Genomic DNA, 24,788 nt, shown 5'->3' on the forward strand with positions numbered 1-24,788 from the left:
GATATTGAGAAAAAAGAGGAGTGTTAATAATGAAGAAGTTCAAATTAGGTTCATTTGATTTCTGGCAAAAGTTTGGTAAGGCTTTACTAGTAGTAGTTGCTGTAATGCCAGCTGCCGGAATAATGATTTCATTAGGTAAAGTTTTAGGAATGTATATCGATGTTTCTATAGTTAAGACTATTGCAAGAGTTATGGAAGATATCGGTTGGGGAATTATTGGAAACTTAAATATATTATTTGCAGTAGCTATAGGTGGTTCTTGGGCAAAAGAACGTGCAGGCGGTGCTTTTGCAGGGCTTTTGGCTTTCGTTTTAACTAATAGAATAACAGGAGTTATATTTGGTGTAACTAATGATATGCTATTAGAAAAAGGGTCAACAGTTCACTCTTTATTTGGAAGCGAGCTTATAGTAAAGGATTACTTTACATCGGTTTTAGGAGCACCAGCTTTAAATATGGGAGTTTTCGTTGGAATTATAGCAGGATTTTTAGGGGCATACCTTTATAATAAATATTATAACTTTAACAAATTACCAAACTCACTAGCTTTCTTTAACGGTAAAAGATTTGTACCGTTTATGGTTATTGTAGGTTCTACAATAGTTGCAATTATACTTTCAATAGTTTGGCCAATCTTACAATCAGGATTAAACGCTTTTGGTGCATGGCTTGCAGCTTCAAAAGATTCAGCGCCTATTTTAGCTCCATTTGTATACGGTACATTAGAACGTTTATTATTACCATTTGGACTTCACCACATGCTTACAGTTCCTATGAACTATACAGAACTTGGAGGAGTTTATCACATATTAACAGGGCCAGCTGCTGGAACAACTGTTGCAGGACAAGACCCTCTATGGCTTGCTTGGATAACAGATTTAAATAACTTAAAAGATGCTGGAGATATGTCAGCTTATAATAATTTACTTCACTCAGTAACTCCTGCAAGATTTAAGGTAGGACAAGTTATAGGATCATTTGCATCATTAATGGGTATAGCGCTTGCTATGTATAAAAACGTTGATAAAGAAAAGAAATCAAAATACAAACCAGTATTTTTATCAGCTGCCCTTGCAGTTATATTAACAGGTGTAACAGAACCTATTGAATTTATGTTTATGTTTATATCACCAATTCTTTATGTTGCTTATGCAGTATTAACAGGTATAGCTTTTGCCCTTGCAGATATTGTGAATTTAAGGATACATGCCTTTGGAGGAATAGAGTTCTTAACAAGAACGCCTCTTATGATAAATGCAGGATTAATTGGAGATTTAATTAACTTTGCTATAGCTTGTATAATTTTCTTCTTTGCAAACTACTTTTTATTTAACTTCTTAATTAAAAAGTTTAAAATAGCTACTCCAGGAAGAATGGGTAACTATATAGATGATGAAGAGGAAGAAGAGTCTAAAGGAAAAGAATCTAATGACAAGAGAGTAAATGCTATAATAGAGTTATTAGGTGGCAAAGAAAACATTGAAGATGTCGATGCTTGCATGACAAGGCTTCGTGTAACTGTAAAAGATATAGATGAAGTAGGAGATGAAGCTTCTTGGAAAAAAGAAGGAGCTTTAGGATTAATTTTAAAAGATAAGGGAGTACAGGCTATATACGGACCTAAGGCAGATGTCTTAAAGTCTGATATACAGGATGTATTAGGATTATAAAAATGAGATTATTAACTTTAAATTGCCATAGCTTTATGGAAGAAAATTATGAAGAAAAGATTTTAGAGACAGTAAAAGTTATAGCTAAAAATGATTATGATGTTATAGCTTTTCAAGAGGCAAGTCAAAGCATAGATTATTTAATAGAATATGATAATCTTAGAAATGATAATTATGCTTTAAGAATACAAAAGGAACTTAAAAAGTTAAATAAAGATTATAACTTGTTTTGGGATTACTCTCACATAGGATATGATAGATTTGAAGAAGGGCTTGCAATTTTAACTAAAAAAGAAATGATTTCTAAAGAAAGCTTCTTTGTATCAAAAATAAAAGATAAAAGCTACTGGAAAACAAGAAAAATATTAAAGGTAACTATAAAAGAAGAAAACGAGGTAATAGATATTTATTCTTGTCATCTAGGGTGGTTTAAAGATGAAGAAGAAAGTTCAAAATATCAAATAGATGAAATAATGAAAAAAATAGATAAAAATAGAATATCGATTCTTATGGGAGACTTTAATAGTGAAGCTTATGTAGAAAATGAAGGGTATGATTATTTAACAAAAGAATATTCACTTTTTGATACATTTGATTTAGCAGAAAATAAAGATTCTGGGATTACAGTAATCGGTAAGATTGACGGCTGGGAATCTACAGTAGATAAGAGGATAGATTTAATTCTATCTAATAAAAAGATTAAAGTAATAGAATCTAAAGTGATATTTAATGGGGAAAATGAAACTGTAGTATCAGATCATTTTGGATTAGATGTAGTTTGTAACTTAAATTAATATAAATAAATAACGTAAAAAACGGTAGTAAAAATACTACCGTTTTTTATGTTCTCATCTTAAATTCTTTAGAGCATTTTTTGCAAGTTACGATTATATTCTTTTTACCTCTTGGTAATCTGAGTTTTTGTTTGCAGTTTGGACATTTAACTATTTTAAACTTCTTTTTTTGGTCTATACTGTATTTCATTCTAGAAAACATCTGTGAAAAACCAAATCCTAAATGTTCAAAAGTTATTCTAGGCATATAAGGTATAGCTTTGCCACGCTTACTTAAAAAAGAATTTGCTTTAGATATAAATTTATAGTTTTCACCTTCACGTTTTACTATATTTTTAGAAAGTGCTCTAAGGATTACAATAAATATAAGAGCTAGTCCTAAAATACTTATAAATGGAATGAACATAGAAAGTATTCCACATAAAAGGTTTAATACAAGTAAAAATAAAGATAATAAATCAAATCCATATCTATTTTTAAAAAATTTCATTTTATCACCTCAAAAAAATCATTAAAAACATTCTATCATATAAATACTGTGAAAAAAATGTTAATTGTATATTATTAATAAGTTTTATAATATTTGCAAATGATATAATGAAATTAAATAAATCTAAGGAGGAGAATATAATGAATGAAATAAAAAAAATAATAAAAGCTGAAGAAGAAAAGATGGTAAAACATCATTCTGATAAAAAATATGAAACAGTTACTCAAGAAGAGAGAATAGAGATGAAAAAAGAAGAAATAGCAAAAGGCGACGAAGATAAAAATAAAGAATGGGAACTTATAAGATAGTTATAATATTGTAAGCATAGAAAGAAAAATTAAATCTTTCTATGCTTTTTTTTAAACATTATTTCATGCATTAAATATATAAAAAGGATACAAAATAAATAAGTGAAAATTATTTAAAAAATAATGTAGAAAAATTAACAAAATAATTATTTACAAATACTAAGAGAAAGAGTATTATTTAACTATAAGTAGAAGATAATTAATATTCAATAATAATAAATATCTTGGAGGGATTAAGATGAAGGTAATAGTAGTTGGATGTACACATGCTGGAACAGCAACAGTTGTAAATTTAAAAAAGGAATATAAGGATGCTGAAATAACTATTTACGAAAGAAACGATAATATTTCATTTTTATCATGTGGGATTGCACTTCATGTAGGTGGAGTAGTTAAGGCACTTGAAGATATGTTTTATAGTTCACCAGATGCCTTAGGCACTTTAGGTGTTAAAACAAATATGAAACATGATGTTTTAGATATAGATTTTGATAATAAAAAAGTTAAAGTTAAAAACTTAGAAACTAATGAAGAGTTTTATGATAACTACGATAAATTAGTTTTAACTATAGGCTCTTGGCCAATAGTTCCAAAGTTTGAAGGCGGAGATTTAGATAATATACTTCTTTGTAAAAATTACAATCATGCAAAAGAAGTAGTAAGAAGAGGAAAAGATGCAAAAAGCGTAGTTATTATAGGTGCAGGTTATATTGGAGTAGAACTTGCTGAAGCTTTTGAAGTTTTAGGAAAAGAAGTTACTTTAATAGATGCAGAAGAAAGAATTATGCCAAAGTACTTAGACAAAGAATTTACAGATATAGCAGAAGCTGAATTTAAAAATCACGGAATTAATTTAGCGTTAGGTGAAAGAGTTAGCCGTTTTGAAGGAAAAGATGGAAAGGTAACTAAAGTAGTTACTGATAAAGGAACTCATAATGGAGATTTAGTTATATTATGTATTGGATTTGCACCTGCAACAGCTTTAGTTAAAGGTAAATTAGATACATTAAGTAATGGCGCTATAATAATAGATGAATATATGAGAACTAGCAAAGAAGATGTTTTTGCAGCTGGAGATTGTTGCGTAGTTAAATACAACCCAACAGGAGAAGATAGATATATTCCTTTAGCAACAAATGCAGTAAGAATGGGAACTTTAGTTGCTAAAAATATTAAAGAGCCTAAACTAAAATATATGGGAACTCAAGGAACATCAGGTATTAAGATATACGATCAGTGTATAGCTTCAACTGGTTTAACAGAAGAAGGAGCAGCATTAGTTCCAGGATTAAATATCGGAGTTTCAGTTTTAAAAGATGATTATAGAGCTGACTTTATGCCTACTACAGAAAAAGCTATGGTTAAAATAGTTTTTGATAAAGATACAAGAAGAGTTTTAGGAGGTCAAATAATCTCTAAAGAAGACTTAACTCAATTTATGAATACACTTTCAGTTGTAATTCAAAATAAAATGACAGTAGAAGAACTTGCAATGACTGATTTCTTCTTCCAACCACACTTTAATAAACCTTGGAGTTTATTAAATGCAGTGGCACTAGAAGTTTTAAAATAAACCTTAAAATTTTTCTAATATTTAGCTGCACCTTTTAATTTAGGTGCAGCTTTTAAGCGTATAAAATATATATTCTAGATTTAAAATAATATTATTAAATTAAAGATAGGAGTGTATTATATGAATATAAAAATAGAAGAAAATGCAAAAAAAGCCTTACTTGAGCTTTTAGGTGAAAGCAAAGACGAATATATAAGAATTAAAGCAATGCTTGCCTGTGGTTCAAGTTATTACGAATTATACACAGATTTTAAAAGGGAAGATGATACTGAAGAAGAGTTTTTAAGCATTCCATTTGTTTTTGATAAATATACTTATAAAGCAGTAAAAGATATTGAGATTAAATATGATAAAGAAATATATAATAATGGATTTTATATAAAAGATATTAAAAAGTAGTATGATTTACAGAAAAGTAATATTATATTTCTTATCTCTAAAAGAAAACTAACTGGTATAAAAGGCTTAAATATGCTACAATTATGGAGTATTTTTTTATAATGGAGGAGTTTATTATGAAACACATCAAAACAATAAACAAAACTAACATCAAAAACAGCTTAAAAAAACCTGGATGTAAAGAGTGTGCTAACTCATGTCAATCAGCATGTAAAACTTCATGTACAGTTGCAAACTTAGAGTGCGAAAACTAGTATAAAGTTTTAAAAGTTAGTTGTTAAATACAATGAAAAGGCTAAATGATATGCTAAACAAAAAAGCATATCATTTAGCTTTTATACCATATACAAATGGAGGAGTTTTAAATGGCATTAATTCATAAATTTAAACAAGGAAACGATTGTTTTATCCTTGATGTAAATACAGGAGCAGTTCACGTTGTAGACGAATTAGTATACGATTTAGTAGACGATGAAAAGCTTAGAGAAAAAGAAGTTTTACTAAGTGAACTTAAAGGTAAATACAAAGAAGAAGAACTAAGTGAAGCTTACGATGAAATAAAACAATTAGTAGACGAAGGTTTACTATACACTAAAGATATGTATGAAGATATCGCACATAGCTCTATGGATGATAGAGATTACATAAAAGCAGTATGTTTAAATATAATCCACGGCTGTAACTTAAGATGTAAATATTGCTTTGCAGATGAAGGGGAATACCACGGACACAAAGGTGTTATGACTTTAGATACTGCAAAAAAAGCAATAGATTACGTAGTTAAAAGAAGTGGTCCTAGAAGAAACATCGAAATAGATCTTTTCGGTGGAGAACCAACTATGATAATGGATACTATAAAAGATATAATAGCATACGCTAGAGAAAACGAAGAAAAGTGGAAGAAAAATATAAGATTCACTATGACTACAAATGCTACTCTTTTAAATGATGATATGATGGACTTTATGGATAAAGAAATGGGAAATATAATCCTTTCTTTAGACGGAAGAAAAGAAGTTAACGATAATGTTAGAATTAAAGTTGATGGAACTGGTTCATACGATGATATCCTTCCAAACATCAAAAAGATGGTTGAAAGAAGAGATAAGAGCAAACAATTCTACGTAAGAGGAACATTTACTGGAGCAAATACTGATTTTTATAATGATGTAATGGCTATGGTAAACGAAGGATTTAGAGAGATTTCAATAGAGCCTGTTGTTCTTGAAAAAGGTCACGCTTTAGAACTTAAAGAAGAGCATTTAGATGAAATCTTTAAAAACTACGATGAATTATTTGATGAAATGTCAAGAAGAAAGAGAGAAGGGGACGAGTTTAACTTCTATCACTTCAATATAGACTTACAAGGTGGACCTTGCGTTTATAAGAGAATTTCAGGATGTGGTTCAGGATTTGAATATGTTGCTATAACTCCTCAAGGAGACGTTTATCCATGTCACCAATTCGTAGGAAAAGAAGAGTTTAAATTAGGAACAATCTATGATGATTCATTTGATAAAGAACTTTCAAAAGAATTCAAAAAAGCACATATCTACAACAAGCCAAAATGTAAAGAGTGTTGGGCTAGATTCTACTGTAGTGGTGGATGTCAAGCAAACAACTTCTCATTTAATGGGGATATGAAAATTCCATATGAACTTGGATGTAAAATGCAAAAGAAAAGAATTGAATGTGCTATAGCTTTAAAAGCAGTAGAATAAAATTTAGGGGGTAGTTAGTTATGAAAGAGTATATACTAGATAACGGAGCTAAACTTATTTATAAAAAAGGAGTTTCAAGCCTTACATCTATTAGTATTTCAGTAGATGCAGGGGCAGCTACTGAAGAAGATTTATTTGGAGTAGCCCATGCAACTGAACATATGGTGTATAAAGGAACTTTTAAAAGAAGCGAAAGTGATATAAATAAGGAATTAAGTGAGATATTTGGTTTTCAAAATGCTATGACTAATTACCCTTATGTTATATATTATGGAACATTATTAAGCGAAGATTTAAAAAGAGGTTTAGAACTTTTTAGTGATATTATATTAAATCCATCATTTAAAGAAGAAGGATTTAAAGAAGAACTTTCTGTAATTAAAGAAGAATTAAAAGAGTGGGATGACGATTTAGAGCAGTATTCAGAAGATAAATTGTTTTTTAACACTTTTAATAATAGAAGGATTAAATACCCTATTATAGGTAGAATAGAAGATTTAGATAGATTAACTTTAGAAGATATAAAAAGATTTTATAAAAATAGATATACCTTAGATAATATAAGTATAGCTGTAGTTACAGATTTAGAATTTAACGAAGTTTTAGATGCAGTGCATAAATATTTTAACAAACAAACAAAAAATGAATCTTTTATAAAAGAAGCTTCTTATGATATAGAATTTAATGAATACAAAAATACTAGAGAATCATCAAACACTTCAAGGATTTTAAGAGTATATCCTATAGATAATTTAAATCTTAAAGAACTTAGCGCTTTAAGAATAATAAATGAACTATACGCTGAAGGGGTAGACTCAATCCTTTATACTAAATTAAGAACAGAGAGAGGGTTAGTTTATGACGTTCTTCCTAAAATAGCTTTTGAAAAATATATAAAGCTCTATAAAATAGGTTTAAATATTTCAAAAGAAAATATAGATGAGGCACTTTATGTGTTAGATTTATCTAAGGAAGAATTACATTCTAAGCTTGAAAATATAACTAAAGAAAAAATAAATTCTTTAATTAAATCTATAAAGCTAAAAAGATTATTTAAAGAAGAACAAAGTATAGTTTTAGCTAAAGAATTATCAACATATAATACTATGTTTAATGACTGTACCTTATACGAAAGAGAAATAGATATTCTTAAATGTATAGATTTAGAAGACCTTTTAAGTGCTTATAAAAAAGTGTTTGAAAATTGTTCTACTGAGATAGTAATAAATAAATAATTGTTTTTAAAAGGAGTTTTTCTACTCCTTTTTTTTATTTTAGGGTAATATATAAAAGAAGAATTTTTTAGATAAAAGGAGATTACAATGGAAAGAGAATTACCTTTATTAAGTGAATTAATAAAATACCACAAAGAAAACAACTTAATTTTATCTATGCCAGGCAATAAGTGTGGAAAGGCATTTTTAAGAGATGAAATAGGAAAAGAGTTTGCAGAAAATATGGGTTTTTTAGATATAACGGAAGTAGATCCATTAGATAATCTTCAATGCCCTGAAGGAATCATAAAAAAATCACAAGAATTACTAGCTAAAGCTTACAAAGTAAAATCAGCATATTTTATGGTTAATGGAAGTTCAGGTGGAAATCTTATTTCTATTTTTAGCGCCTTTAATGAAGGTGATGAGGTTTTAGTTGAAAGAAACTGCCACAAATCAGTTTATAATGCTCTTATAATGAAAAAACTTAAAGTTACTTATATAGAGCCTGTAATAGATGAAGAAAAAGATATATTTTTACCTCCAAGCAAAGAAAAAATTTATAATGCCTTAGAAAAATCTAAAAATCCAAAAGGAATAATTTTAACAAACCCTAATTATTTTGGGATAACTTATGACTTAGAAGAAATATTAAAAGATCTAAAAACTAAAGGCCTTAAAATAATAATAGATGGTGCACACGGTGCACACTTTGGCTTTTCTAAAAGGCTACCTAAAAATATTTGGCATTTAGGAGATTACGTTATATTAAGTGCACACAAAACTATACCATCACTAACTCAAGGCGGGTATCTTTTAGTTAATGATAAATCAGAAAACTTAAGATTTTATATGAATGCATTAATGACAACATCTCCATCATATTTAATAATGGCATCTTTAGATTATGGAAGATATTATTTAGAAAAGTATGGTGAAGAAGATTATGATAGATTAATATCTTTAGGAGAAGAATATAAAGAAAAGATAAATAAAATAAATGGGATAAATATTTTATCTAGTGAAATGCTAAAAGAAGATTATGACGTTGATAAAAGCAGGTATATAGTTATTTTAGATAAAGGCTATTGCGGTCATAAGCTTTTAGAATATTTACGAGGTAAAAAAGTTCAATGTGAAATGAGTTTTAGTCGCGGAGTAGTTTTAATAATATCTCCTATAAATAAAAGAGAAGATTTTGAACTTATTTTAAAAAGCTTAAAAGAATTAGATTTAAATACTATAAAATCTATAGATGAAGCTGAGTTTTATAGTATCTCTCCAAAGAAGATGTTAGAACCTTTTGAAGTTTTTAATAGCGAAACTAAAGAAGTTACTTTTGAAGAGAGTATAGGTAAAATCTCAAAAGAAGCCTTAATTCCATACCCTCCTGGAATACCTTTAATTTGTCCTGGAGAAATAATTACAAAAGAAGCAATCAAAATAATAAAAGAATATGTAGATAATAAAAGAGATGTTTTAGGGATAGAAAAAGAAAAAATTAAAATAATTATAGAAAAATAATTATTTATGTAACACAAAAAAGGTATCTCTCATAAATTATTATTGTAAGTACAAACTTTAATATAATAATAGGAGATACAAAACAATGAGTTGTGGAAGAAATAATTGTAAAGATAACAAATGTGAAAGAATAGAACATGCAGCAAAAGAACTTGCTTGCAAAGCTCAAAAATTACAAGCATGCATTATAGAACTTTTAGAAAAAGCTGAATGTTTACAAAGAAAAGCTGATTGTTTAGAAAATAAGGCTAATTGTTTAAGAGAGCAAGCTTTAAGATTTGATAAGGAAGCTGCTAAATTAGACTGTGAAGCTGAAGAATATATTAAGAGAGCAAGAATTTTAAGTGAAAACTTAGCTGAATTAATGAAGAGAACTGACTGTTGCTTTATTAAAGCTGTTGAATGCTTTAAAGAAGAATGTAGAGAAGAAGAAAAAGACGAATGTGACTTCGATTGTGACGGTTGCTGGAGATAGTTCGATATATAAAGAAGGGTGTGCATTTTGCGCATTCTTCTTTTTATTTTTAGAGATAGAATAAAATTAGATTATGTTAGAGAAACTAAAATGATATAAATTTTAGGAGGGCATATAATGGAAAATAAGATGTTTTGTTACCAATGTGAGCAAACAGTTGGAGGAAAAGGTTGTACAAGGGTTGGTGTTTGTGGAAAAACTCCAGAAATTGCAGCTTTTCAAGATATGATAATTTATGAAGTTAAGGGGATTGGCATAATCGGTAAAAGCGTATTAGATAGAGGGGGTTTTATAGAAGATATTTATATAAAAGCTATAGAGGATGCATTATTTATGACTTTAACTAATGTAAATTTTGATTTTAAAGAACATATAAAATGCCTTAAAGGTTTAAATGAATTAAAACTTAAATTATTAGATGATACTCTAGATTTAGAAGACGATAGGGAAGAAGTGACTTACGAATTAGATAAGTCTGTAGATGGTATTTTAAAATATAGTAAAAGGGCTTCTATAATGTTTGATGATTCTTTAGATCAAGATATAAGATCTTTAAGGCAAACTATATTATACGGGTTAAAAGGAATTGCAGCTTATAGCCATCAAGCTAGGTTTTTAAACTATAGGGATGTAGAGGTAGATAAATTTTATTTTGAAGCTTTAGAAGGTATAACTGACCCTAAAAAAAGTGTAGATGATTTAATAGAACTAACTTTAAAGACTGGAGAAATCAGCGTTAAAGTTATGAAACTATTAGATAAAGCAAATACAGAAAGCTTTGAAAATCCAAAACCTACAAAAGTAAATGTAAAGATAAAAAAAGGACATTTTATAATAGTCTCAGGACATGATTTAAAAGATTTAGAAATGATTTTAAAGCAAACAGAAGGAAAAGGAATAAATATATACACACACGGAGAAATGCTCCCTGCACACGGCTATCCAGAACTTAAAAAATATAAACATCTAGTAGGAAACTTTGGTAGTGCTTGGCAGAATCAACAGGAGGAGTTTGACGGCTTAGAAGGATGTATTTTAATGACTACAAACTGCTTAATGAAACCTAGAGATAGTTATAATGATAGGATTTTCTCAACTAGTGTTGTGGGTTATGAAGGGGTAAAACATATAGAGACAAAAGAAGATTTAACAAAAGATTTTAGTTCCATTATTGAAAAAGCATTAGAACTTTCAGGATTTTTAGAAGACGAAGAGGTAAAAGAAATAACTGTAGGCTTTGCAAGAAATGCAACACTAGAAAATGCAGAAAAGATAATAGAATTAATTAATTCAGGTGATATAAGACATTTCTTTTTAATAGGCGGTTGCGATGGTGCAAGGCCGGGAAGAAACTATTACACAGAACTTGCAGAAAAAATTCCAAAAGACTGCGTTATTTTAACTTTAGCTTGCGGGAAATATAGATTTAACAAATTAAATTTTGGAGAAATAAAAGGAATTCCAAGGCTTTTAGACGTAGGGCAGTGTAACGACGCATATTCAGCAGTTAGGATAGCTATGACTTTAGCAGATGCCTTTGAAGTTGATATTAACGACTTACCTTTATCTATAGTTTTATCTTGGTATGAGCAAAAGGCAGTATGCGATTTACTTGCACTTTTATATTTAGGAGTAAAAGATATATTACTAGGTCCTTCTCTTCCTGCATTTTTAAGTCCAAACGTTTTAGACTTTTTAATAAAAACATTTAATTTAAAGCCTATAAGTACAGCAGAGGAAGATTTAAAAATATTATTAAAATAATAGGGTGCTTTTAAAAGCACCCTAAATTTATTCTAAGCTATATACTAAATTTAAATCCCACTCTTTAGCTAAGTCATAAGCTTTAATTGTAGCTTCATCAAAAATTTGTTCTGGGGTATGTGCATCAGATGAAACTATAACCTTTAAACCTGCCTCCTTAGCTCTATCCCAAAATCTTTTATAAGGATATCTATACCTATATCCGTCAGGAAAATCGAATTTTCCAGCTCTTATACCATTTGCATTAAGTTCTAAAATGGTTTTATTTTTCTTGCAAGCATTTATTATTATATCTATAGCCTTTAAAGAGTTATCGTCAAAATCTAATTTGTTTAAAAAAATCAAATCAGGATGAGCTAGTATTTTAAAAAGTCCTGTATCTAAGCCATCACTTATAGATTTAGCGTAAGCTATATAATCTTTAGTAGAAGTAAGTTCAAAATTATTTATAAAAGGATTATCCTTTGTAACAGTTATGTGTTGTCCTAAAATTAAATAATCAAAATCATTTAAAAGGTGCTTGTAATAATTTAAGTTTTTTTTGCTATATTCAATTTCTAAACCAAGTTTTATAGAAATTTTATTTTTATATTTCTTTTTTAAATTTAAAATAGAATTCATATAATCATCTAATTCGTTGTATTGCATTCTAAGTCCATACCTGTTATCTGGATAAGGTGCATGATCACTGAATCCTAAAACATCTAACCCTTTTTCTATTGCAGAAATTACATATTCTTCATCAGTACCTTTAGCGTGAAGGCATCTTGAAGTATGAGTGTGAAAATTTACTTTATTAAGCATAAAACCCCTCCCTTTTTCAGTAAACCTTTACTAATATTATAAACCATAAAAAGGAAAAAATCTAATTTGTAATAAAAAAAGTATTGAAATATTTGTAAGATATATTTATAATATATAAAAATGAATATTATTAAAAATATTGATAGAGAAGAGTAAATATAATAAATCTTTAAAGAGAGTCAACGTTTGCTGAGAGTGTGATAAGATTTTTATATAGAAAGCAGCTCTTGAATTTCTTTTTGAGAACTAAGCTTAAAGCTTAATAAAATTAGACGTCTTTCTCACGTTATAGAGAAATTAGAAAAATTTTTCTATTACTAAGAGAGCAAAATTCTTTTGCTTATTAGGGTGGTACCGCGGAATTAACCTTCGTCCCTGCATTTTGTAGTGATGTAAGGTTTTTATTATTTTTAGGAGGTTTTATATTATGGAAGAGATTTTAGAAGTATTAGAACAAAACAGTAGATACACAGATAATGAAATAGCCGTTATGGTTGGAAAATCTGTCGAGGAAGTTAGAGAAGCTATAAGAGATTATGAAGAAAAAAATATAATTGCAGGATATACAACTTTAATAAACTGGGAAAATACAGGAACAGAAACTGTAACAGCTTTAATCCAAGTTAAAATAACACCGCAAAGAGGACAAGGCTTTGATAAAGTTGCAGAAAGAATTTATAAGTTTAGAGAAGTTAAAGCTTGTTATTTAATGAGTTCAGGGGGATTTGATTTAACTGTAATAGTTGAAGGGAAAACAATGAAGGAAGTAGCGATGTTTGTATCTGAGAAATTATCAGTTCAAGAATACGTTCAAGGAACAGCTACACACTTTGTACTTAAAAAATACAAAGACCACGGAAGGATATTTAAAGATAAAACGGTTAAAGAAAGAGAGGCTATATTTGTATGATGATGGAAAAAATGATTTTAGATAACGTTAAAAATATGCCGCCATCTGGGATTAGAAAATATTTTGATATGATAAATGAAATGGATGATGTTATATCTTTAGGGGTTGGAGAACCCGATTTTGTAACTCCTTGGAATATAACAGAAGCTGGTATATACTCTCTTGAAAAAGGACATACTCATTATTCTTCAAATGCTGGATTTGTAGAACTTAGAGAAGAAATTTCAAATTATTTATATAGAAAATATAATTTAGATTACGATAAAAATACTGAAATTTTAGTAACAGTTGGTGGAAGCGAAGCTATAGATCTAGCTCTAAGGGCTTTAGTTGGACCGGGTGATGAAGTTATAATTCCAGAACCTAGCTTTGTAGCATATAGAGGATGCACAGCTTTTACTGGCGCTACAGCTAGGATAATAAATTTAAGAGAAGAAGATGAATTTAAATTAACTAAAGAGCTTTTATTAGAGGCTATAAATGAAAGAACTAAGGTTTTAATCCTTCCATTTCCAAATAATCCAACAGGTGCAATAATGACATACGAAGAGCTAAAGGAAATAGTAGATGTTGTTAAAGATAGAGATATAGTTATTTTATCAGATGAAATATATTCAGAACTTTCATATGATAAAAAGCATGTATCTTTTGCATCTTTTGAAGAAGTTAAAGATAAAACTTTAGTAGTTAATGGTTTTTCAAAAGCTTTTGCAATGACAGGTTGGAGACTTGGATATGCTTGTGGAAACGAAGTTTTAATAGATGCTATGAAAAAAATTCATCAATATGGAATAATGTGTTCTCCAACTATAGCACAATACGCAGCTATAGAGGGACTTAAAAATGGCGATGAAAGCGTAAGAAAGATGGCAAATGAATATAATAGAAGAAGAAGAGTTATGCTAAATGGTTTTAGGGAGATGGGGCTTGATTGTTTTGAGGCATTAGGTGCACTTTATTTATTCCCATCTATTAAATCAACAGGCCTAACTTCAGATGAGTTTTGTGAAAAGCTTCTTTTAGAAGAAAAGGTATTAGCAGTACCTGGAAGCGCTTTTGGAGATTGTGGTGAAGGATTTATAAGAACTTGTTATGCAGCTTCTATGGAAGATTTAGTTGAGGCTTTAAAAAGGATTAAAAGGTTTGTTTTAAAACATCAAAAATAATCTTGAAATCAAAAAGATAAAGTATTAGTATAAACTTACTTTAAAAAATTATATAAAAACTAAAGTTTTCGTAAGGAGAAGTGAATATGGAAAAAGAAAAAAGTACTGACTTAGGTAATGGCAAAATTAAAAGATTACTCTTTAGTCTAGCCCTTCCAGCTATAATAGCACAGTTAGTAAATGTTTTATATAACATTGTAGATAGGATATTTATAGGAAGAATGGCTAGCGGAGAACTTGCTATGGCTGGAGTTGGGGTTGCATTTCCTATAATTATGATAGTATCAGCTTTTAGTGCCCTTATTGGTATGGGTGGTGCACCACTTGCTGCAATAAAAATGGGTAAAAAAGATAATGATGGTGCTGAAAAAATTATGACAAACAGTTTTACAAGTCTTATAGGAGTAGGGATTTTATTAACTATAGTATTCTTAATTTTTAAAGAACCTATTTTAATAGCATTTGGTGCAAGTAGTAATACTTTAGGGTATGCTATGGATTATTTAGCTATTTACTTAATTGGAACTGTTTTTGTTCAAATTGCACTTGGAATGAATCCGTTTATTAACACTCAAGGATTTGCAAAAATCGGAATGGCAACTGTTATGATAGGTGCAATTATAAATATTATATTAGACCCAATTTTAATTTTTGGATTTGATATGGGTGTTAAAGGTGCTGCACTAGCTACAGTTTGTGGACAACTTGTATCTGCAATTTGGGTTTTAAAATTTTTATTTGGAAAAGAAACAATACTAAAAATAAGAAAGAGCTTTTTAGTTCCAGAAGTTAAGGTTATGCTTTCAGTTTTAGCTTTAGGTATATCACCTTTTATAATGCAAGCTACAGAAAGTTTATTGATTATTGTAATGAATAATCAATTATCAAGGTTTGGAGGAGATATGGCAGTTGGTGCTATGACAATAATGGCAAGTATTATGCAAATAGTAATCCTTCCACTTATGGGTCTTACTCAAGGCGCTCAGCCTATAATGAGTTATAACTACGGTGCAGAAAAGCTTTCAAGAGTTCGTGAAACCTTTAAGTTATTATTAAAAATAAGTTTATCTTATACAGTAGTTATGTGGATACTACTTATGGCTTTCCCTGGATTTTTTGTAAGTATATTTAATAAAAATCCAGAACTTTATGCACAAACGTCTTGGAGTATAAAGATATACTTTGCAGGAATTGGAGTTTTTGGAGCGCAAATAGCTTGTCAGCAAACATTCTTAGCGCTAGGCCAAGCAAAGAAATCATTATTATTAGCGCTTCTTAGAAAGGTTATTTTACTTATTCCACTTGCTATAATTTTACCAAACTTTTTTAATAATAAAGTCTTTGGTGTGTTAGTTTCTGAACCAGTAGCTGATGTTTTAGCAACTATTATTACAGTAATAACATTTATTTTCTTTTATAAAAAGGTTTTATCTGTTGATAAAAATTTAAATGAAAAAGAAATTAGTATTTAATTTTTAATAAAAGCTAAGGTTTAAACCTTGGCTTTTATTTTATTTTTAAAATTTCACTATGATTTTAAAAGAAAATATAAAATGCTTTGTCAAATATTGATTAAAAATAAAAAAGGAGTATTATTATATATAGAAATAGCTAAGTAGTAGATGTGCCGATTTATTATTTAGTCCATAAATTTCAAATTCTATTTTAAATTTATATTACAAACGTGCCGGTTTGTAATATTTTTAATTCAGATTAGTATAAGAAACGGAAAGTGTTTACTTTCCGTTTTTTATTTTTAAAATAAATTTATGAGTTTATAATAGTTTAATATTATAAATTAAAAATAAGAGTGATATAATAAAAAGGTTAAAAAGTTTAAATTTTTAAATATAGGAATATTTAAGGAATTATTTCTATTTTAAAGTTATAAAATACAAAAGAAAGGATGAATAAAATGAAGGAACTTATAGATTTACATTGTCATACTATATCAAGTGGTCATGCTTATAGTACTGTAAAAGAAAATATAGATTCAGCAAATGAAAAAGGGCTTAAATATCTAGGTGTATCAGATCACGCGCCAATGATGCCAGGAACAGCACATATTTATCATTTTAATAATCTTAAAGTAATTCCAAAAGTAGTAGGTAATGTAAGAAACCTTTTAGGGGCAGAAGTAAATATACTAGATTACGAAGGAACTGTAGATATGACTGAAGAAGAATTAAAATCTTTAGATTATGCAATAGTTAGCCTTCATCCACCTTGCATTCCTTTTGGGACAAAAGAAGAAAATACTAATGCTGTAATTAGCGCAATAAAACATCCAAACGTAAAAGTTATAGGGCATTTAGACGATTCAAGATATCCTGTTGATTACGAAAAAGTTGTAAAAGAAGCAAAGAAATTAGGAGTTTTACTTGAACTTAATAATTCATCTTTAAAGCCTAACGGATTCAGAGTAGGTGCAAGAGATAATGCAAAAGTGTTATTAAAAGAATGTGAAAAACAAGGTGCTATGATTATTTTTGGTAGCGATTCTCATATATGTTATGATATAGGTAGATTCGATTACTGCAAAGAAGTTGTAAAAGAAGTTGGATTTAATGAAGAACTTATTTTAAATTATAACGAAGATAAGATAATAGAAATATTTAATTTATAAAGTAATAATTTTGGGGGATAGTATGTATAGTAGAAGGGGCGTTAAGGTTTTATATCTAGGAATTAAAGGAATGGGAATCTCTAGAAGTTTAAATAAAGATAAAGCCGTAAAAAGTGAAGTTAAATGTTTAAGGCATGGTAATGCGGTAAGTTTTTATAAGGTTTATACTGCTTTCGTAAATGAGATAAGTATAAGTATTATAAGTATTGCAAGAACTAATTATAAGTGCTTTGAAGAGATAATAGAAAAAGAGATAAATGAAAATGATAATGTTTTGATTTTAGGTGATGATGAAAGAAAAAGCAAAATCGATTTGTACATAAAATCTATTAAAGATAAACTTAAAAATTATATAGACATAAAATTAGATAAAAATTTTATAGATAGATCTTTAAATATAGAAAAAGAGAAACTTACAAAAGAGATTTTTAATTTTTTTATAAGGAAGATTTTAATTGGAAATATAAAAAAAGAAGGAAACATTTATCTAACGCCTATAGGAAATGTTAATAGATTTGGAAAGACTGTATACAAAGTTTTAGAAGAAAATAAAAATTTACAGTATGCTATGGATTTAAGAATCGATATATTTTCAGGAAAAGAATTTGATTTAAATGATTTAACTCATATTATAGATCCTATACAGGAGTACTTAGATTCTAAAAGTCTCATTGAAATAAATAACATAAACTTAGAAAATAAAGAAGAGTTATATTTTTTAATGCTAGAAATTAATTAATTTCTAGCATTTTTTTATTTCTAATAATCTAAAAATTAACAAAGAATGGTTAATTATATATAAGAAATGAGTAAAAAACGCTAATAAAACATTATTATTCACTTAAATAAGTTAAAAAACTCTTTAGAAACTTAAATATAATTGTTTAGCACTTGTTAATGTAATAACATAAGTGTGAAAGAAATAACAAACAAAAAAGAGGAGGAAATCGAAAATGGATATATTATCGATTTTGCAAAAAACACTTACTGATAACGAAATTATGGGTGCAATATTTTCATCAGTAGCAATTATATTTTTAGGATTTTATTTAAGAAGAAAAAACATAATAAATGATGGAGCTTCAAAAGTTCTAACAAAAGTAGTTCTTTCAGTTGCAATTCCTGCATTAGCTTTAAAATCTTTCTTAGTAGATATAAATAAGAAAAGTTTACAAGAAGGTATGAGTTTATTAATCTGGGGATTTGTAATTTACATTCTTTTAATTTTCGTAACTAAAATACTTTATTCAAAGTATAAAGGCGAAAAACAAGAAGTACTTAGAGTATTAACAGTATTTGGATCAACTACATTCTTCGGAACTCCAATAGTACAAGCTGTATATGGAGCAGTAGGAGTTATGTATTCATCAATATTTAACATTGCATACAGAGTTTTCTTATACTCATATGGATATATCAAAATGTCTGGTGTAAAAATGGACAAGTCAAACATGAAAAAGAACTTAAAAGAAATGTTCTTAAACCCAATAATAATAGCAACATTCTTAGGATTATTTATATGGTTATTCCAAGATATGCTTCCACAAGTTGCAGTAACAACTAAAGAGGGAGTAAAAGAAGTTGCATTTTTAAGAATAGATCAAACTTTACCATGGCTTTATAAACCACTTACTTACTTAAGTGCTTTATGTTCACCACTTGCTTGGCTTGCAATAGGAGCTCAATTAGCAGCAATACCATTTAAAGAAGCAATGGGATCAAAAGATTCATGGTTCTACAGCATACAAAAGGTAATCATAGTACCAGCTATAAACATAGTTATTCTTTATGTTTTAAATGTTACAGGTATTTTACCTATGTCATATGTAGGATTAGCTACAGTAGTAATAATGATGGCAGCTCCAACTGCAACAGTTGCAGCAGCATATGCAATAAGCTTTGATAAAGAATCACTTTTATCATCAAATTGTTCATTATTATCAACAATAGTAGCAGTAGTTGCTATGCCATTTTGGATAGTAATTTTAGAAGTAATTAAAAATTTAGGATTATTTGTTTAAATAAAATTTTGAATTTAGATGAAGTGCTTTTAAGCATTTCATTTAAATTCTTTTAGTCATAGGAGGAAATAAATATGGGAATCAAATTAGTATGTTATGGAGTAAGAGATACAGAGGTGGAATTTTTCCACAAATTAAATAAGTATGGATATGAATTAAAATTAGTTAACACTGGTTTAAATCATGAAAATGTAAAAGAAGCTATAGGTGCTGAAGCTATAATGGTTAGAGGTAACTGTATGGCTGATAGACAAAACTTAGAGCTTTTAGCTAAAAGTGGATTAAAATATGTTTTAACTAGAACAGTAGGATTTGATCACGTTGATTTAGAAGCTGTTAAAGAATTAGGATTAAAATCAGCTAGAGTACCTGGATATTCACCTAATGCTATAGGAGAACTTGCAGTATCTCACGCAATGATGCTTTTAAGACACACAGCATATGCAGTAGAGAGAACTAAAAATAAAAACTTTATAGTTGATGCTGAAATGTTTAGTAAAGAAATCAGAAATTGTACAGTAGGTATAATTGGTGCTGGTAAAATAGGATTAACTACAGCTAAGCTTTTCAAAGGTTTAGGGGCTAGAGTTATAGCATTTGATGTATTCCAAAGTGATGCAGCTAAAGAAGTTGTTGAATTTGTAAGCCAAGAAGAATTAATTAAAACATCAGATGTAATTTCAGTTCATATGCCATATATTAAAGATGTAAACTACCACTTTATAAATAAAGAATTCGTTTCTAATATGAAAGATGGAGCTATATTATTAAATACAGCTAGGGGAGAACTTCAAGATTTAGATGCTATTTTAGAAGGAATAGAAAGCGGAAAAATCGGAGGATTTGGAACTGACGTTTTAGAAGGAGAAAAGAGATTCTTCTTTAAAGACTTAAACGGACAAGAATTAGAAGATTCTACTGTTGAAAAGTTAGTTAATATGTATCCAAAAGTTTTAATTACTCCTCATATAGGATCATATACAGATGAAGCTTTAACTAATATGATAAGTATTTCTTATGACAATATGAATGAGTACTTAACTGAAAATACTTGTAAAAATGCAATAGCTTAATTTAGATACAAAAACTTACTTATATTTACAAAAAGTTTATCCAAAGGAGGATAAATTTATGATAACATTATAAAAAACTTATAATGTTTGGAGTGTGTTCTATGGGTAAGATGCATGAAGATAAAGAGCAAAAAGTAGTACAAAAGATAGCTATAGTAGCTTGCATAATTTTAGTGCTAGGATTTGTTGCAATGGCTTTTGCAGGAGTTCTATATTAGGTTAAAAAGCGCAGATGTTTATATCTGCGCTTTTTTATTTTTTATTAGATTAAAATTAGTAGAAAAAAAGTAAAAAGTATATTACTCTAATAGAAAAGGAGGAATTATGAAGTTTAAAAATAAAGTAAGAATAATTTGTATTGCAATTGCAACTATACCTCTTATTTTGTCTTATGTGTTTTTTACTAATCTAATGCTTAAATCTATAGAAGACAATATTGAAAGTGATTTAAAAGAAACTGCATTTGTAGTAAGTAATACTCCATTAGTTCAAGAAAAATTAAAAGATGAAGATAACGATAGATCTATTCAAGATTATGTAAAAGAATATATTGAAAACTTTAGAAATGTAGATATTATAGTAGTTGGAGATATGAAAGGGATTAAATATTCCCATTTAGATCAGGCTCAAGTTGGAGAAAGGTATAAAAATCCTGATAATCAAAAAGTAATTAATACAGGAGAAAGTTATTTTTCAACTATGGAAGGTTCTGTTGGAATTACATATAGATATTTTAAACCAATATATTTAGATGGAAAGCAAGTCGGATTTGTTATGGTTGGGAAGTATCTATCAGATATGGAGAAAATGAATACTAAAACTATATTTTCTTATGGAGGAATACTTTTAATTGTAATACTTATAACTATAATACTCGCAGAGTATTTTGCAAGAAAAGTAAAAGAATCAATTTTAGGCTTAGAACCTGAAGAGATATCAAGGCTATATAGAGAAAAAAGAATAATTTTAGATACTATAAGTAACCCTGTTATAGCAATTGATAAAAATAATAAAGTGATAGAAAAAAATATTGAATGTATAAAAAAATATAGTGATTTAGAAGTAAATGATTTAGTATTAAAACTTAAAGAAAGCATAAAAGAAAAGAAGTCTTTTAAAATGAAAGAATTTATAATAAAAGATGAAAAGGTATTTGTAAACTTAAGTTTTATTGAAGACTCAGGAAAGTATTTTGGCGCAGTTATTAGCATTATGAATAGGGATAATATAAGCAAAGTTGCAAGAGAAATAACAGGTGTAGATGAGATGCTTAAAAACATAAGAGCAAATATTCATGAGTTTAAAAATAAACTTCATGTAATACTAGGTCTTATAAATGTAGAAGAATATGATGAAGCTAAAAAGTATATAAATCAATGTCAAACAGAAGTAGATGCTAAAAAGCTTAACGTTTCAAATGTAAAAGATAATTTACTTAGTGCTATGCTTTTAAGTAAAAAACTTATAGCAAAAGAAAAAGATATCAAATTTGAAATAAATAAAAAAACTTCAGTATTAAAAGAACACGGAAGAATAACATCTACAGATATAGTAATAATATTAGGAAATCTTATAGAAAACGCATATGATTCTTTTGATTTAGAAATTAAGAAGGATAAATACGTATTAGTATATATAAATGAAAATAGTGAAAAAATAGAAATACAACTAAAAGATAACGGAAAAAAAATAGACCCTTTAATCAGAGAATATATTTTTGAATCTGGAGTAAGTTCTAAAGGAGAAGGTAGAGGTATAGGATTATCTACCTTAAAAGGAAGAGTAGAACTTTATGATGGTGATATAGATATAATAGAAGAAAAAGATTATAAAATCTTTAAAGTAACATTAAAAAAATAGATGAAGGTGAAATATGAGAAAAGTAGTTATAGTTGAAGACGACCCTATGGTAGCTTTAATTAATAGAAAATATGTTGAGATGGTAGAAGGCTTTACTGTTTGCAGTGTAGTTACAACTAAAGATGAACTTATAGAAAAATTAGAAAAAGAAGATATAAGTTTAATCCTTTTAGATGTATATCTTCCTAAAGAAAATGGCTTTGAAATTTTAAAAGATATTAGAGAAAAAGGCTTTTTAACAGATGTAATAATGATGACTGCAGCAGATAACAATGAAGAGATAAAAAGAGCATTTGCCTATGGCGCTATTGATTATTTAATTAAGCCCTTCGAGTTTGATAGGTTTAAAATAGCACTAGAAAAATATAACACTAAAAATGAATTGTTAAAAAGTTCTAAAAAATTAAATCAAGCTAAAGTAGATAGTCTTTATAATACTAAAAAGAAATTAGATAGAGATCTTCCTAAAGGTATAAACAAAAAAACTTTACTTAGAATATACGATTTAATAAAAGAAGATAGTAGAGAGATTTGGACTATTAAAAATCTTTCAGAAGAACTTGGAATAAGTAATGTTACAATAAAAAAATATATTGATTACTTAGAATCTATAGGAGAAGTTAAAGTAGATATTGATTACGGAAATATAGGAAGACCTGAATATAAATTGATTTTTTCTAAAAATTAGATAATTTACTTATAGAAAAAAATATGTGATAATAATAAATAGTTTAGAAAAATTGTGTTAATTGTATGAGTAATAAATAAATCTTAGTGAGGGAGTAAATATGAAGATAGGTTTTGATCACAAAAAATACTTAGAGGAACAATCAAAGTATATTCTAGAGAGAGTTAATAATTATGATAAGTTATACTTAGAGTTTGGAGGTAAATTATTATTTGATTTACACGCTAAAAGAGTATTACCAGGATTTGATGAGAATGCTAAGATAAAATTATTACATAAACTTAGAGAAAATGTTGAAATAATAATCTGTTTATATGCAGGAGATATTGAAAGAAATAAAATTAGAGGTGATTTTGGTATAACTTACGATGTCGATGTTTTAAGACTTATTGATGATTTAAGATCTTATGACTTAGATGTAAATAGCGTAGTTATAACAAGATATAACGAGCAACCTGCAACTAATGTGTTTATAAACAGACTTGAGAGAAGAGGAATAAAGGTTTATAAACATAGAGCTACTAAAGGATACCCTACAGATGTAGATACTATAGTAAGTGAAGAAGGATATGGAAAAAATCCATATATAGAAACTGAAAAGCCTATAGTAGTAGTAACAGCACCAGGGCCTGGAAGCGGAAAACTTGCAACTTGCTTAAGTCAGCTATATCACGAATCAAGACTTGGAAAAGAAGCTGGTTACTCTAAATTTGAAACTTTCCCAGTTTGGAACGTACCTTTAAAACATCCTTTAAATATAGCATACGAAGCTGCTACAGCAGATTTAAAAGATGTAAATATGATAGATTCATTCCATTTTGATGCTTATAACAAAGTAGCTGTTAACTACAACAGAGATATTGAAAGTTTCCCAGTTTTAAAAAGGATTATAGAAAAGATAACAGGAAAAGAATCAGTCTATAAATCACCTACAGATATGGGAGTTAACAGAGTAGGATTTGGAATAACAGATGACGAAGTAGTTAAAGAAGCATCTAAACAAGAAATAATAAGAAGATATTTTAAAACTGCGTGTGAGTACAAAAAAGGTTACGTAGATAAAGAAACTTTTGAGAGAGTTGCTTTAATTATGGAAGAACTTAACTTAAAAGCAGAAGATAGAAAAGTTGTAACTGTAGCTAGAGAAAAATCAGAAGAATTAAAAGCTACTACAAAAAGTGAAATTTGTCCTGTAGTTTCTATGGAACTTGAAAACGGAACTATAGTAACTGGTAAAACTTCAGATTTAATGGAAGGAAGCGCAGCTGTTATAGTAAATGCAATTAAATACTTAGCAAATATTTCAGACGAAATACATTTAATTTCACCTGCAATATTAGAGCCTATTATAAGTCTTAAAAAAGATACTTTAGCTTCTAAAAGACCAGCACTAAACGCAGAAGAAGTATTAATGGCTTTAAGTATTTCAAAAGCAACTAACCCTGTAGCTCAAGTAGCTTTAGATAAGTTAAATCTTTTAAAGGGAGCTCAAGCTCATTCAACTAATATAATTAGTAATAATGACGAGCAAACATTTAGAAAAATAGGGGTAGATGTAACTTGCGACCCTGAATATCCAACTCAAAATTTATATTACTAATACTAAAAAGGTAGAGTTTTAAACTCTGCCTTTTTTTTATTTTAAGGAAAATAATTTTTTGTTTTAAATATATAAAATATTTAATTTACCTATTATTTATAAAAATTT

23 protein-coding genes and 1 other annotated feature are annotated in these 24,788 nt (G+C 28.2%); of the genes, 21 read left to right on the forward strand and 2 right to left on the reverse strand.

Annotated features, from left to right (window positions below; genetic code table 11):
* The first annotated feature begins 29 nt into the window (after positions 1–29).
* Positions 30–1,670, forward strand: coding sequence for a PTS transporter subunit IIBC (locus M4I33_RS04430; protein WP_257915677.1), 1,641 nt, complete (start codon positions 30–32; stop codon positions 1,668–1,670).
* A gap of 2 nt (positions 1,671–1,672) precedes the next feature.
* A complete protein-coding gene (locus M4I33_RS04435; RefSeq protein ID WP_257915678.1) occupies positions 1,673–2,464 on the forward strand; it encodes an endonuclease/exonuclease/phosphatase family protein in 792 nt (263 codons plus the stop codon).
* Positions 2,465–2,510: 46 nt separating this feature from the next.
* On the opposite strand, the gene M4I33_RS04440 is transcribed toward M4I33_RS04435, so the two are convergent.
* Positions 2,511–2,954, reverse strand: coding sequence for a hypothetical protein (locus tag M4I33_RS04440; protein WP_194191335.1), 444 nt, complete (start codon positions 2,952–2,954; stop codon positions 2,511–2,513).
* Positions 2,955–3,094: 140 nt separating this feature from the next.
* Here M4I33_RS04440 and M4I33_RS04445 point away from each other — a divergent pair, with 140 nt between their 5' ends.
* The 9 genes from M4I33_RS04445 (at position 3,095) to hcp (ending at position 11,932) form a co-directional block, all read left to right on the forward strand.
* Positions 3,095–3,262 (forward strand): hypothetical protein, encoded by a 168-nt coding sequence (locus M4I33_RS04445; protein WP_194191336.1) that lies wholly within the window; start codon positions 3,095–3,097, stop codon positions 3,260–3,262.
* Between the two features lie 238 nt (positions 3,263–3,500).
* Positions 3,501–4,835: an FAD-dependent oxidoreductase gene (locus M4I33_RS04450; RefSeq protein WP_257915679.1), complete on the forward strand. Its 1,335-nt coding sequence runs from the start codon at positions 3,501–3,503 to the stop codon at positions 4,833–4,835.
* A 120-nt stretch (positions 4,836–4,955) separates the two neighbouring features.
* Entirely contained in the window at positions 4,956–5,234 is a 279-nt protein-coding gene (locus M4I33_RS04455) for a hypothetical protein (RefSeq protein WP_257915680.1), read from the forward strand.
* A 116-nt stretch (positions 5,235–5,350) separates the two neighbouring features.
* Positions 5,351–5,488, forward strand: a complete 138-nt coding sequence (gene scfA, locus M4I33_RS04460; protein ID WP_035279055.1) for a six-cysteine ranthipeptide SCIFF — start codon at positions 5,351–5,353, stop codon at positions 5,486–5,488.
* A 111-nt stretch (positions 5,489–5,599) separates the two neighbouring features.
* Complete coding sequence (scfB, locus tag M4I33_RS04465; protein WP_257915681.1) at positions 5,600–6,955, forward strand: thioether cross-link-forming SCIFF peptide maturase; 1,356 nt, start codon at positions 5,600–5,602, stop codon at positions 6,953–6,955.
* A gap of 20 nt (positions 6,956–6,975) precedes the next feature.
* On the forward strand, positions 6,976–8,190 hold the full coding sequence (locus tag M4I33_RS04470) for a pitrilysin family protein (protein ID WP_257915682.1): 1,215 nt from the start codon (positions 6,976–6,978) through the stop codon (positions 8,188–8,190).
* An 87-nt stretch (positions 8,191–8,277) separates the two neighbouring features.
* The gene (locus M4I33_RS04475; protein ID WP_257915683.1) at positions 8,278–9,693 is read left to right on the forward strand and encodes an aminotransferase class I/II-fold pyridoxal phosphate-dependent enzyme; all 1,416 of its coding nucleotides are present in this window, start codon (positions 8,278–8,280) and stop codon (positions 9,691–9,693) included.
* An 85-nt stretch (positions 9,694–9,778) separates the two neighbouring features.
* The gene (locus tag M4I33_RS04480) at positions 9,779–10,168 is read left to right on the forward strand and encodes a hypothetical protein (RefSeq protein WP_257915684.1); all 390 of its coding nucleotides are present in this window, start codon (positions 9,779–9,781) and stop codon (positions 10,166–10,168) included.
* Between the two features lie 117 nt (positions 10,169–10,285).
* Positions 10,286–11,932 (forward strand): hydroxylamine reductase, encoded by a 1,647-nt coding sequence (hcp, locus tag M4I33_RS04485; protein ID WP_257915685.1) that lies wholly within the window; start codon positions 10,286–10,288, stop codon positions 11,930–11,932.
* Between the two features lie 27 nt (positions 11,933–11,959).
* Here the strand turns inward: hcp and M4I33_RS04490 are convergent, their stop codons facing one another.
* Positions 11,960–12,736, reverse strand: coding sequence for a histidinol-phosphatase (locus M4I33_RS04490; protein ID WP_257915686.1), 777 nt, complete (start codon positions 12,734–12,736; stop codon positions 11,960–11,962).
* A 130-nt stretch (positions 12,737–12,866) separates the two neighbouring features.
* Positions 12,867–13,116 (forward strand) — a binding site (T-box leader).
* A gap of 47 nt (positions 13,117–13,163) precedes the next feature.
* Here M4I33_RS04490 and M4I33_RS04495 point away from each other — a divergent pair.
* From M4I33_RS04495 to M4I33_RS04540, 10 genes are all read left to right on the forward strand, one after another.
* On the forward strand, positions 13,164–13,646 hold the full coding sequence (locus M4I33_RS04495; RefSeq protein WP_257915687.1) for an Lrp/AsnC family transcriptional regulator: 483 nt from the start codon (positions 13,164–13,166) through the stop codon (positions 13,644–13,646).
* Positions 13,643–14,812, forward strand: coding sequence for an aminotransferase class I/II-fold pyridoxal phosphate-dependent enzyme (locus M4I33_RS04500; protein ID WP_257915688.1), 1,170 nt, complete (start codon positions 13,643–13,645; stop codon positions 14,810–14,812). The genes M4I33_RS04495 and M4I33_RS04500 overlap by 4 nt, the downstream gene beginning before the upstream one ends.
* Positions 14,813–14,898: 86 nt before the next feature.
* Positions 14,899–16,284, forward strand: coding sequence for an MATE family efflux transporter (locus M4I33_RS04505; RefSeq protein WP_257915689.1), 1,386 nt, complete (start codon positions 14,899–14,901; stop codon positions 16,282–16,284).
* Positions 16,285–16,727: 443 nt separating this feature from the next.
* Positions 16,728–17,438: a phosphatase gene (locus M4I33_RS04510; protein WP_257915690.1), complete on the forward strand. Its 711-nt coding sequence runs from the start codon at positions 16,728–16,730 to the stop codon at positions 17,436–17,438.
* A 22-nt stretch (positions 17,439–17,460) separates the two neighbouring features.
* Complete coding sequence (locus M4I33_RS04515; protein ID WP_257915691.1) at positions 17,461–18,177, forward strand: hypothetical protein; 717 nt, start codon at positions 17,461–17,463, stop codon at positions 18,175–18,177.
* A 214-nt stretch (positions 18,178–18,391) separates the two neighbouring features.
* Complete coding sequence (locus M4I33_RS04520; RefSeq protein ID WP_207729552.1) at positions 18,392–19,459, forward strand: AEC family transporter; 1,068 nt, start codon at positions 18,392–18,394, stop codon at positions 19,457–19,459.
* Positions 19,460–19,533: 74 nt separating this feature from the next.
* Positions 19,534–20,532, forward strand: a complete 999-nt coding sequence (locus M4I33_RS04525; protein ID WP_257915692.1) for a 2-hydroxyacid dehydrogenase — start codon at positions 19,534–19,536, stop codon at positions 20,530–20,532.
* A gap of 324 nt (positions 20,533–20,856) precedes the next feature.
* Positions 20,857–22,392 carry an ATP-binding protein gene (locus tag M4I33_RS04530; protein ID WP_257915693.1) on the forward strand — a complete coding sequence of 512 codons (1,536 nt, stop codon included), beginning with the start codon at positions 20,857–20,859 and terminating at the stop codon, positions 22,390–22,392.
* A gap of 13 nt (positions 22,393–22,405) precedes the next feature.
* Positions 22,406–23,080 carry a response regulator gene (locus M4I33_RS04535; RefSeq protein WP_257915694.1) on the forward strand — a complete coding sequence of 225 codons (675 nt, stop codon included), beginning with the start codon at positions 22,406–22,408 and terminating at the stop codon, positions 23,078–23,080.
* A gap of 100 nt (positions 23,081–23,180) precedes the next feature.
* Entirely contained in the window at positions 23,181–24,680 is a 1,500-nt protein-coding gene (locus tag M4I33_RS04540; protein WP_257915695.1) for a DUF1846 domain-containing protein, read from the forward strand.
* The last annotated feature ends 108 nt before the right edge of the window (positions 24,681–24,788 follow it).

This window comes from Clostridium sp. LY3-2, from assembly GCF_024705715.1.
In the GTDB taxonomy this organism is placed as follows: domain Bacteria; phylum Bacillota; class Clostridia; order Clostridiales; family Clostridiaceae; genus Clostridium.